General features: G+C 76.5%; 10 protein-coding genes. 8 read left to right on the top strand and 2 right to left on the bottom strand.

Features of this window, described 5'->3' with window-relative positions:
- The first annotated feature begins 9 nt into the window (after positions 1–9).
- The 3 genes from ACWPWW_RS03170 (at position 10) to ACWPWW_RS03160 (ending at position 3,155) form a co-directional block, all read left to right on the top strand.
- A complete protein-coding gene (locus ACWPWW_RS03170) occupies positions 10–1,089 on the top strand; it encodes a cation diffusion facilitator family transporter (protein WP_454048893.1) in 1,080 nt (359 codons plus the stop codon).
- A complete protein-coding gene (locus tag ACWPWW_RS03165; RefSeq protein WP_454048892.1) occupies positions 1,086–2,411 on the top strand; it encodes a cytochrome P450 in 1,326 nt (441 codons plus the stop codon). Before ACWPWW_RS03170 ends, ACWPWW_RS03165 begins: the two co-directional genes overlap by 4 nt.
- A gap of 345 nt (positions 2,412–2,756) precedes the next feature.
- On the top strand, positions 2,757–3,155 hold the full coding sequence (locus ACWPWW_RS03160) for a PASTA domain-containing protein (RefSeq protein WP_454048891.1): 399 nt from the start codon (positions 2,757–2,759) through the stop codon (positions 3,153–3,155).
- Between the two features lie 333 nt (positions 3,156–3,488).
- On the opposite strand, the gene ACWPWW_RS03155 is transcribed toward ACWPWW_RS03160, so the two are convergent.
- Positions 3,489–4,271 (bottom strand): fructosamine kinase family protein, encoded by a 783-nt coding sequence (locus ACWPWW_RS03155; RefSeq protein WP_454048890.1) that lies wholly within the window; start codon positions 4,269–4,271, stop codon positions 3,489–3,491.
- Positions 4,272–4,455: 184 nt separating this feature from the next.
- Here ACWPWW_RS03155 and ACWPWW_RS03150 point away from each other — a divergent pair, with 184 nt between their 5' ends.
- Positions 4,456–5,346: an aminoglycoside phosphotransferase family protein gene (locus tag ACWPWW_RS03150; RefSeq protein ID WP_454050385.1), complete on the top strand. Its 891-nt coding sequence runs from the start codon at positions 4,456–4,458 to the stop codon at positions 5,344–5,346.
- A gap of 9 nt (positions 5,347–5,355) precedes the next feature.
- Here the strand turns inward: ACWPWW_RS03150 and ACWPWW_RS03145 are convergent, their stop codons facing one another.
- Complete coding sequence (locus ACWPWW_RS03145) at positions 5,356–5,883, bottom strand: Lrp/AsnC family transcriptional regulator (RefSeq protein ID WP_454048889.1); 528 nt, start codon at positions 5,881–5,883, stop codon at positions 5,356–5,358.
- Positions 5,884–5,995: 112 nt separating this feature from the next.
- Between ACWPWW_RS03145 and ald the strand changes: the two genes are divergently transcribed.
- The 4 genes from ald to ACWPWW_RS03125 all read left to right on the top strand — a co-directional run bounded on the left by ald (position 5,996) and on the right by ACWPWW_RS03125 (position 11,265).
- Entirely contained in the window at positions 5,996–7,114 is a 1,119-nt protein-coding gene (gene ald, locus ACWPWW_RS03140; RefSeq protein WP_454048888.1) for an alanine dehydrogenase, read from the top strand.
- Between the two features lie 77 nt (positions 7,115–7,191).
- Positions 7,192–7,758: a GNAT family N-acetyltransferase gene (locus tag ACWPWW_RS03135; RefSeq protein WP_454048887.1), complete on the top strand. Its 567-nt coding sequence runs from the start codon at positions 7,192–7,194 to the stop codon at positions 7,756–7,758.
- The gene (locus tag ACWPWW_RS03130; RefSeq protein ID WP_454048886.1) at positions 7,755–9,839 is read left to right on the top strand and encodes a M3 family metallopeptidase; all 2,085 of its coding nucleotides are present in this window, start codon (positions 7,755–7,757) and stop codon (positions 9,837–9,839) included. Before ACWPWW_RS03135 ends, ACWPWW_RS03130 begins: the two co-directional genes overlap by 4 nt.
- 76 nt (positions 9,840–9,915) lie before the next feature.
- Positions 9,916–11,265 (top strand): M20/M25/M40 family metallo-hydrolase, encoded by a 1,350-nt coding sequence (locus ACWPWW_RS03125; protein ID WP_454048885.1) that lies wholly within the window; start codon positions 9,916–9,918, stop codon positions 11,263–11,265.
- Positions 11,266–11,287 lie beyond the last annotated feature (22 nt).

Below are 11,287 nucleotides of genomic sequence, written 5' to 3'. Positions count from 1 at the left end.
CCCGGGAGCATGACGAGTCCTGCCGCGACCAGCCCCGCCACCGGACCGGACGCGGACGGCACGGGCCCGGCCGGGCAGGGCACCCACGGCGAGAGCACGCTCACCGTCGTCGTCGCCCTGGCGGCGAACGCCCTGATCGCCGTCGCCAAGACGGTCGCCGCGGTGCTGACCGGGGCCGCCTCCATGCTGGCCGAGGCCGCGCACTCGTGGGCGGACACCGGCAACGAGGTGTTCCTGCTGGTGGCGCAGCGCCGCGCGGCGAAACCCGCCGACGCGGCCCACCCGCTCGGGCACGGGCGCGAGGTGTACGTGTGGTCGATGTTCGCGGCGATCGGCCTGTTCGCGGTCGGCGCCGGGGTGTCGATCACGCACGGCGTCCAGGAGCTGCTCGACCCGGAGCCGGCCAGCAGCTTCGTGGTGGCGTACGTGGTGCTCGGCATCGCGCTCCTGCTGGAGGGCGCGTCGTTCCTGCAGGCGTGGCGGCAGGCCCGGGGCGCCGCGGCCCGCCGGGACCAGGAGCTGTGGGACCACGTGCTCGCGACCTCGGACCCGACGGTGCGGGCGGTGTTCTTCGAGGACGCCGCCGCGCTCGTCGGCCTCGTCATCGCGGCAGCGGGCATCGGCCTGCACCAGGCGACCGGCTCGGCGGTGCCCGACGCCGTCGGGTCGATCCTCGTCGGGGTCCTGCTGGGGGTGGTCGCCGTGCTGCTGATCGACCGGAACCGCCGGTTCCTCGTCGGGGAGGTCGCGGACCCCGCCCTGCAGCAGGCGGCGGTGCAGGCGCTGCTCGCCCTGCCGGAGGTCGCACGGGTGACCCAGCTGCGGCTCGAGGTCGTGGGCGCCCGTCAGCTCTACCTGACCGGCGCGGTGGACCTGGCCGGGAACCCCGCCGAGGACGAGGCGTCGCACGTGCTCGCCGCCCTCGAGCGGCAGGTCGGCTCGGTCCCGGGCATCGTGGGTGCGGTGCTGTCGCTGTCCGAGCCGGAGGAGCCCGCGCTCGCCGCCCCGGGTCGGCCCGACCCGGCAGCCGACCAGCCGATCCCGCCGAGCCCCCCGAGCCCCCCGAGCCAGCCAGGAGGAGCCGCATGACCCTCGTCAGCCCCCGGACGCCGGTCGACCTGGGCGGTGCCCGGTCCGCCGCCGTCGCCGCCCAGGTGCTGCTGCCCCTGGTCGCGCAGGGTGCCGTCGTGCGCCGTCCGCGGGTCACCGCGTGGGCGGAGCGCCGGCAGACCGACCGGTCGGCGACCGCGCTGCTGCGCGACCTGCGCGCCGAGACCGGCGGCGCCCCGGCGGTGCTCCGGCTCGGACCGCGCCGGGTCGTGCTGCCGCTGGAGGCCGAGGACGTGGCAGCCCTGCTGACGGGGTCTCCCGAGCCGTTCACGCCGGCGACCCGCGAGAAGCGCGCCGCCCTCGCGCACTTCGAGCCGGACGCCGTGCTGATCTCGCCGACGGACCGCCGGCCGCGCCGCCGGCTGCTCAACGAGCAGGCGCTCGACACCTCGGAGCCCGTGCACCGGGACGCCGAGGTGCTGCTGGCGGCGGTGGACCGGGAGGCGGCCGCGCTGCTCGACGTCGCACGCGCCACCGGGACGCTGGACTGGGACGTCTTCGCCCCGGCGTTCTGGCGGATGGTCCGGACCGTGGTGCTGGGGGAGGGCGCCCGCGACGACGACCGGGTGACCGAGCTGATGGCGATCCTGCGGCGCGCGGCCAACTGGGCCTACCTGCACCCGCAGCGTCCCCGGTTGCGCGCGGAGCTGGCCGAGCGCCTGCGCACGTACGTGGACCGGGCGGAGCCGGGCAGCCTGGTCGCGCACGCCGCGGCGGCCTCGGTGCAGGAGGGGCGCGACGCCGACCCGGTGGGGCAGGTGCCGCAGTGGCTGTTCGCGTACGACGCCGCCGGCGCGGCCGTGCTGCGCGCCCTGGCGGTCGCGGTGTCGCGGCCCGCGGTGCGGGACCGGCTGCGCGCCGAGGCGGGCTCGGGGGCGGCCATGCAGCCCTACGCCCGGGGTGCCGTGCTGGAGTCGGTGCGGCTGTGGCCGACGACGCTGGTGGTGCTGCGGGACAGCACCACGACGACCACGTGGGGCGCCCGCGAGCTGCCCGCCGGGACCGGCTTCGCGGTGGTCAGCGCGCACTTCCACCGGGACCGCGACCGGCTCGACGTCGCCGACGCCTTCGCCCCCGAGGCCTGGCTGGACGGCCGGGCCGACGCGGACTGGGCCCTGGTGCCGTTCAGCGGCGGCCCGGTGTCCTGCCCGGGCCGGAACGTCGTCCTCCTCACCGCGGGGCGGCTGCTCGCACGGCTGGCGGAGGCGGACCTGGCGTTCCCGCGCGCCCGCCACCTCGCGCGCGACCCGCTGCCCGCGACCTTCGACCACGTCGGGGCGCGGTTCGCGGTGCTCGCCTGACGCGGGGGTCAGGGCAGGCGAGGGCAGGCGAGGGCAGGGCCCCGCGGCCGGGTGGCCGGCGGGGGTCCGGGGCCGGGTGAATCCGGCGGCGAACGGGTGTGCGCGCAGGCCAGCACGTCACGCACGTGTGAAATGTGGACGAAACCTGTCGGTCGACAGGCGTAGGGTGACCCGCGAGGGCGCGCCGCCCGCCGGGCACGGTTCCCGGGTGGCCGCTCGACTGCCGAGAATGCCCGCCGCACGCCGCGGCGATGGTGCGATCGCCGTCGCCGCCCTCCGCGACACCCGGCGACCCCGGGAGCCGCGACCCGAGGAAGCACCGCAACCAAGCCCAGGAGGGCCTCGATGAACATGTCCATCGCCCGAGCCGGTCGTCGTCCCACGCGCACCCTCAGCGTGGCCGCCGCCGTCGTCGCGACGGCCGCCCTGCTCGCCGCCTGCTCCGGCGGGTCGGACGACACCTCGTCCACCCCCACCGACGGCGGCTCCGCGTCGTCCACCGCGTCGAGCGCGTCCGAGGACGTGCAGGTCATCGACCAGACCAACCTGCTGCTCGTCACCGCGCAGGAGACCCTGGAGGCCCGCGGTCTCGAGGTCCTCGTGGCCGACGCCTCGGGCCAGGGCCGCGCCATCGACGACCCCACCCAGTGGGTCGTCGTGACGCAGGACCCGCAGAACGGCACCGTCGAGGCCGGCTCCGAGGTCACCCTCACCGTGCGCATGTCGACGGACCCGATCTCCTGACGCCGGAATATCGGGTGGCACCGCTGCGCTGTACCGGGCGAGACTGAGGTCTTCCGGTTCGCGCGGCGGTGCAGCATCCTGCCGCGGGAGGACCGGCCCGGACGCGGAGCACGCGCCCCTCGCGAGGGGTGGACGGACGCGGACCGGGTGGCTCGTCACCGACGGTCCCCAACGAGGCCAGGACGGTTCAAGCCGCGCGGGAGAAGGACAAGCGGGCGCGGTGGACGGTGGCGTGAGCATGCTGCACCTGGCGCCGACGGCCCCGGGGTCGATCGGACGGCGTGAGCCGGACGGTCCCCCGGGGCCGTCGTGGTGCTGCCCCCGGTCACCCGCTCAGACGTACGCCGCGACCAGCCGCCGCAGCTGCGCCGCGTAGCCCCCGCCGAACAGCACCGCGTGCATCCCCACCGGGTACACCTGGTGCAGCGCGACCCGGTGCTGCCAGCCCCGGCGCAGCGGGTGCACCTCCTGGTACGCGTCCAGGACGTCCCCCAGGTACGGGCAGCCGAACAGCGCGAGCATCGCGAGGTCGCTCTCGCGGTGCCCCCCGTGCGCGGCCGGGTCGATGAGCGTCGCGCCGCCGGGCGTCCACAGGACGTTCCCGGACCACAGGTCGCCGTGCAGCCGCGCGGGCCGGTCGTCGTCGTCGAGGGCCCCGCTGCGCAGCACCTCCGCGAGCGTGCGCAGCAGGGCGACGTCGTCCGGGCCGAGCGCCCGCCGCCGTTCCGCCGCGGCGGCCAGCGGCTCGATGCGGCAGTCCGCCAGGAACGCGCCCCAGGTGCCGTGGTCCCCGGCCGGCATGGGCAGCGGCTGGCTGAGCGGGCCGAAGAAGCCGTCGCCGGACCAGCCGGCGGGCGGGCTGCCGAACCTCGGTGCGCCGGCGTCGTGGGTCACCGCGAGCCCGCGGCCCAGGTCCTTCGCGGCGCGCCGGCTGGGTGGCACCTCGGACAGCCGCTCCAGGTCCAGGTGGTCGGCGCCGACGGCCCGCACCACGACCACCGGTGCACCGCCGCGCACCCGCAGCCAGTCCAGGCCCGCCGCCTCGCACGCGAAGAACCCGGGCGGCGCGCCGGCGCGCTGCTTGCGGTAGGTCTCGCCCCCGCGCTCCCGCTCCATGCGGCTCGCCCCCTCGGCACCCGTCTGCCCGCCACGGTGCGTCTAGCGTGTCGCCCGTGGGACCTTCCCCGATCCTCGGCAGGGCGGCCGCCGCGCCGGGGGAGGCGCGCCGCGGCGTCCACGTGCCGGACGCGCTCCGCACGGGTGCCGGCCGCACCCCCGAGGGGCGGCGTGGCTCGCGGCCCTGCCCCACCTCCTCGCGCGCGCGCTCGACCGCTGGTCGCTCACGGCCGAGGACCCGTTCCCGTCCGGCTCGGCCTCCTGGTGCGCGCCGGTGCGCCGTGCCGACGGGGCCGAGCTGGTGCTCAAGCTCGGGTTCCCGCACACCGAGGCGCGCGACGAGGCCGCCGTGCTGCGTGCGTGGCACGGTCACGGGGCGGTGCGGCTGGTCGACGCGCACGCGGGTGACTGGGCCCTGCTGCTCGACCGGGTCCGCCCGGGCACCCCGATGCGGGCCGTGCGCACGCCGGTGCGTCGGCGGCTCGCCGAGGCGGCGGACGTGCTGCGGGCACTGCACGCGGCGCCCGCGCCGGCCGGCGTCCCGGACCTGGCCGACGTCGGGGCGGGCTGGGCGACGCTGCTCGAGGAGCGCGCCGCCGCGGCGGAGGACGCGGGCGCCGAGCCCGACCCCGGCCTGGTGCGTGCGGCCGTCGCGGTGCTGCGGGGTCCCGCCCGGCCGGGCCCGCGGTGCGTGGTGCTGCACGGCGACTACAACCCCGGCAACCTGCTGCGCGCCGCCGGCGCGGAGGGGTCGGTCGGCGGCTGGTGCGCCATCGACCCCAAGGCGCTGCTCGGCGACCCGGCGTACGACCCGTGGCCGCTGCTGGAACAGGTCGGCGAGCCGTGGCGCAGCCCCGACCCGGTGCGGACGCTGGGGGAACGGGTGCGGCTGGTCGCCGGGCGGGCGGGACTGGACCCGGCCGCCGTCGCGGGCTGGGCGCTCGCCCGCGGCACCGAGTCGGCACTGTGGGCGTGGTCGCACGCGGGCCCGTCGGGGCAGGCGCACCGCGAGCTGGGGCGCGGGCTGCGGCGGGCGCGGGACTGGGCCCGGGTCCGCGACGCGCTCACGGGCTGAGGCCGCGGGTCAGCCGCCGACGCTCCCGCGCAGGTGGTCGAAGACGAGGCTCGTCTCCGTCGTGGCGACGTCGGGCCGGTCGCTGAGCCGCTCGACGACGAACCGGCGCAGCTCGTCGGTGTCGCGCACGGCGACGTGCAGCAGGAAGTCGTCGGCGCCGGCCAGGAAATACACGTCCAGCACCTCCGGTCGCGCCGCGATCGTCCGCGCGAAGGGCTCCAGCGTCGCCCGGGACCCCGCGGCCATCCGCACCGCGATCATCGCGCGCAGCCCGCGGCCGAGCGCCTCCGGGTCGACGTCCGCGTGGAACCCCCGGATCACGCCGGACCGGCGCAGGGCCCGGACCCGGGCGAGGCAGGTCGACGGGGCGATGCCGACGGCGGCGGCCAGCGCGTTGTTCGCCATCCGCCCGTCCTCCTGCAGCAGCCGGACCAGACGGCGGTCGACGGGGTCGAGCGGCGCGGGCACCGCCCGGTCCCGAAGATCGTTCGACGGTGTGACGGAGGTCGCGCGCGGGTTCGCAGGAAGTTCGGCCACGGAGGCAGCGTAACGAACCGATACCCGCCGACATCCCGCCGAAACGAGCCGAAGTTCACGCTTGGTCCCACCTGGTGCCGGTCGGCGGCGCCACGCGCACGAGGAGCGGGTCATGAGGGTCGGGGTCCCCACCGAGGTGAAGAACCACGAGTACCGCGTCGCGATCACACCGGCGGGGGTGCACCAGCTCGTGGCGGCCGGGCACGAGGTGCTGGTCCAAGCCGGCGCGGGCCTGGGCTCCGCGATCAGCGACGAGGCGTACGCCGCCGCCGGAGCCCGCGTCCTGCCGGACGCCGCCCGGGTCTGGGGCGAGGCCGACCTGGTCTGCAAGGTGAAGGAGCCGGTGGCGTCCGAGTACGGGTTCCTGCGCGAGGGCCTGGTGCTGTTCACGTACCTGCACCTGGCCGCCGACCGCCCGCAGACCGAGGCCCTGCTCGCCTCCGGGGTGACGGCGATCGCCTACGAGACCGTGCAGCTGGCCGACGGGTCGCTGCCGCTGCTGGCCCCGATGAGCGAGGTCGCCGGGCGGCTGGCCGCGCAGGTCGGCGCCTACCACCTGATGCGCAGCGCGGGCGGGTCGGGCCGGCTGCTCGGCGGCGTCCCGGGCGTCGCCCCGGGCCGGGTCGTCGTGATCGGTGGTGGCGTGGCCGGGCGGCACGCGGCCGAGGTGGCGCTCGGCATGCGCGCCGACGTCACGGTGCTCGACCTGTCGGTGCCCCGGCTGCGCGAGCTCGACAGCGCGTTCGGCGGCCGGGTCCGCACGCTGGCGTCCTCGGCGTACGCGATCCGTGAGGCGGTGGCCGACGCCGACCTGGTCGTCGGCGCGGTCCTGGTGCCGGGGGCGCGCGCGCCGAAGCTCGTCACCGACGACGTGGTCGCGGGGATGCGTCCCGGGTCGGTGCTCGTGGACGTCGCCGTCGACCAGGGCGGCTGCTTCGAGTCGACCCGGCCGACCACCCACGACGACCCCACGTTCCGGGTGCACGACGCCGTCTTCTACTGCGTCGCGAACATGCCGGGCGCCGTCCCGGTCACGTCGACGCACGCGCTCACCAACGTCACGCTGCCGTACCTGACGGCGCTGGCCGGGCGCGGCTGGCGCGGTGCCGTCGCCGCCGACCCGGCCCTGGCGGCGGGCCTGTCCACGCACGCCGGCGACCTGCTGCACGCCGGCGTCGGGGCGGCGCACGGGATGCCCGTCGTGGACCCGGCCGCCGCGCTGGCGGGCTGACCGCGGTGCGTCCCGACACGCCCACGACCAGCGGAAAGGCCGGGACACGCGCGCGCCGGGAGTGGCACGGTGGCCCGGTGGAGCCCTACGAGCTGACCGACGGCGTCGTGCTGCTGCGCGTCCCCGGCCCCGGCGACGTCGACCGCGTCGCCACGCTGTGCCAGGACCCGGCGATCCAGGAGTGGACCACCGTCCCGAGCCCGTACGGGCGGCCCGACGCCGAGGGGTTCGTCACGGGCCTGGTCCCCGACGGCTGGGCCCGCGGCACGCAGTGGAACTGGTCCGTGCGCGAGCCGGGGACGGACGTGCTGGTCGGCATGGTCGGTCTGGCGCGCCGGGACGACGGCGCCGCGGAGCTCGGCTACTGGCTGGCCCCGGACGCGCGGGGTCGCGGGCTCATGGGCCGGGCCGTCGCGCTGGTCGTCGCGACCGCCTTCGGCCGGCTCGGGCTGGACCGGCTGACCTGGCGCGCGTTCGTCGGCAACGAGCCGTCGCGGCGGGTGGCCGAGCGTGCGGGCTTCCGGATCGCGCCCGGGTCGCGCGTCGGCGACCACCGCGGCACGCCGCGCGAGGAGTGGCACGGCGCACTCGACCGCGCGGACGGCCCACCGCCGCCGGCGTCGTCGGAGATGATGGCGGGATGACGACCACTCTCGACGCGGGCAACCCGTTCGCCGCACCGTCCGCCCTGCCCTACGGCCTGCCCGACTTCACCCGGATCCGCGAGGAGCACTTCCGTCCCGCGCTGCTGGCCGGGATGGCGGAGCAGCGCGCGGAGGTCGAGGCGATCGCCGCCTCCGCCGAGGCGCCGACGGTCGAGAACACGCTCGACGCCCTGGAGCGCTCGGGGCGGCTGCTGCACCGCACGGCGCTGGTGTTCTTCAACCAGTCCTCGTCCGACTCCACCCCGGGCCTGGAGGCGCTCGAGGAGGAGGTCGCCCCGCTGCTCGCCGCGCACAGCGACGCGATCTACCTGGACCGCCGGCTGTTCGCCCGGGTGGAGGCGCTGCAGGCCGCGGTCGAGGCGGGTGAGCTGGAGCTCGCGCCGGACACCGCGTGGCTGCTGCACCGGCAGCACACCGCGTTCGTGCGGGCCGGCGTGCGGCTCGACGACGCCGCGCAGGACCGGCTGCGCGCCCTGAACGGCGAGATCACCCGCCTGGAGACCGTGTTCGGCCGGCAGCTGCTCGCCGAGACCAACGACTCCGCCGTGCTCGTCACCGACGCCGCCGAGCTCGACGGGCTCGCCGAGGACGCGCGCGCCGCCGCCGCCGAGGCCGCGACCCGCCGCGGGCACGAGGGCGCCTGGCTGATCGACCTGATCCTGCCGACCCAGCAGCCCGCGCTCGCGTCCCTGACCGACCGCGGCCTGCGTGAGCGGATCCACACCGCCTCCGTGCGCCGCGGCGGCCGCGGCACCGAGAACGACACCCGCGCCACGCTGCTGGAGCTGGCCCGGCTGCGTGCCGAGCGCGCGCAGCTGCTCGGCTACCCGCACCACGCCGCCTACATCGCCGAGGACGCCACCGCCAAGACCCCCGAGGCCGTCGCGGACATCCTCGGGCGCCTCGCGCCCGCGGCCGTCGCCAACGCCCGCGCCGAGGCCGCCGACCTGGAGCGGGCGCTGCAGCGCGACGTCCCCGGCGCGACGCTCGAGGCGTGGGACTGGGCGTACTACGCCGAGCAGGTCCGCAAGGAGCGCCGCTCTCTGGACGACTCCCTGCTGCGCCCCTACCTGGAGCTGGACCGCGTGCTCCGCGAAGGCGTCTTCCGGGCCGCCGGCGAGCTCTACGGACTGTCGTTCACGGAGCGGGCCGACCTGACCGGCTACCACCCCGACGCCCGGGTGTTCGAGGTCCTGGACGCGGACGGCACCGGTCTCGGCCTGTTCGTCGGCGACTTCTGGACCCGCGACTCCAAGCGCGGCGGCGCCTGGATGAACACGCTGTCCGACCAGTCGACGCTGCTCGACGAGCGCCCCGTCGTGGTGAACAACCTCAACATCCCGAAGCCGCCGGCGGGGGAGCCGACCCTGCTCACCTGGGACGAGGTCATCACCCTGTTCCACGAGTTCGGCCACGCCCTGCACGGGCTGTTCTCCGCCGTCCGGTACCCGTCGCAGTCCGGCACCGACGTGCCGCGCGACTTCGTGGAGTACCCCTCGCAGGTCAACGAGATGTGGGCCTGGGACTCGGCGATCCTGCAGTCGTACGCGGTCCACCACCGCACCGGCGAGCCGATGCCCGCCGAGTGGGTGCAGACCATGCTCGCCTCCCGCCAGGACGGCGAGGGGTTCGCCACGACCGAGTACCTCGGCGCCGCCCTGCTGGACCAGGCCTGGTACCGGCTCGCACCGCAGGACGTGCCGACCGACGTCGCGGACGTCGAGGCGTTCGAGGCCGCCGCGCTGGAGGCCGCGGGCATCGCGTTCGCGCCCGTGCCGCCGCGCTACCGGACGACGTACTTCAACCACGTCTTCGGCGGCGGGTACTCCGCCGGGTACTACTCGTACATCTGGTCCGAGGTGCTGGACGCCGACACGGTGACCTGGTTCGAGGAGAACGGCGGGCTGGAGCGGGAGAACGGCGACACCTTCCGCGCGAAGCTGCTCTCCCGCGGCGGATCGATCGACCCGATGGCCGCGTTCCGCGACCTGCGCGGCCGCGACTCGGACATCGCCCCGCTGCTGGCCCGCCGCGGCCTGGACGCCGCCGCGGGCGCCTGACCCCGGCCGCGAGCCGAGCCGTCGCCCCGTCCGGACGCGTTCCGGGCGGGGTGACGGCTGCCGGTACCGTGGGCGCATGATCCCCCAGCACGGCACCGGCACCGACGACGCGTCCAGCACCACGGCGGCCGAGGCCGAGGTCGTCCGGATCGCCCAGGAGCTCATCCGGTTCGACACCTCGAACTACGGCGACGGCTCCGGCCCCGGCGAGCGGTCCGCGGCCGAGCACGTCATGACGCTCCTGCACGAGGTCGGCCTGGCGCCCGAGCTGATCGAGTCCGACCCCGGCCGTGCGAACGTCGTCGTGCGCCTGGAGGGCTCGGACCGCAGCCGTCCCGCCCTCGTCCTGCACGGGCACACCGACGTCGTGCCGGCCGAGGCGAAGGACTGGAAGGTCGACCCGTTCGCGGGCGAGGAGTTCGACGGCATGGTCTGGGGCCGCGGCGCCGTCGACATGAAGGGCATGGACGCGATGATCCTGGCGGTCGTCCGCCAGATGGCCCGCGAGGGCCGCAAGCCCGCCCGGGACGTCGTCGTGGCGATGTTCGCCGACGAGGAGGCCGGCGGGAAGTACGGCGCGCGGTACCTCGTGGACCAGCGGCCCGACCTGTTCGAGGGCGCCACCGAGGCCGTGTCCGAGGTCGGCGGCTTCTCCGTCGACGTCCACGGCCGCCGCGCCTACCTGCTGCAGACCGCCGAGAAGGGCATCGCCTGGCTCCGGCTGGTCGCCGACGGCACCGCCGGCCACGGGTCCGCGGTCAACGAGGACAACGCGGTCACGCGGCTCGCCGAGGCCGTCGCCCGGATCGGCGCGTACCAGTGGGACACGCGGCTCACCCCGACCGTCCTCGCGCTGCTGGAGGGCGTGGCCGACCTGACCGGCCTGCCGCTCGACGTGGACGACCCGCTGGCCATCGACCGGCTGATCGGTGCGCTCGGCCCGGCCCGGCGGTTCGTCGGGTCGTCGATCCGCACGCTGGCCAACCCCACGCAGCTGCACGCCGGCTACAAGACCAACGTCATCCCGGGCCGCGCCACCGCGACCATCGACGTCCGCCCGCTGCCCGGTGACCACGAGGACGTCCTGGCCACGGTCCGCGAGCTCGCCGGACCGCACGTCCGCGTCGAGCCCGAGCACCTGGACATCGGCCTGGAGGTGCCCGCGACCGGCGCGCTGGTCGACACCATGACCGACGTGCTGCGCGCGCAGGACCCCGGGGCCGTCGTGCTGCCGTACATGCTGTCGGCCGGCACGGACAACAAGTCGCTCGCGCGGCTCGGCATCCACGGGTACGGGTTCGCCCCGCTGCGCCTGCCCGCGGACCTGGACTTCACCGCGCTGTTCCACGGCGTCGACGAGCGCGTGCCCGCCGACTCCCTGCGGTTCGGCGTGCGCGTGCTGGACGGGCTGCTGCGCCAGGCCTGAGGCCCGCGCGGGGCGGTCCGGT

It is taken from the genome of Cellulomonas sp. Marseille-Q8402 (assembly GCF_965119525.1).
This window is presented reverse-complemented; position numbering and strand designations above follow the sequence as displayed.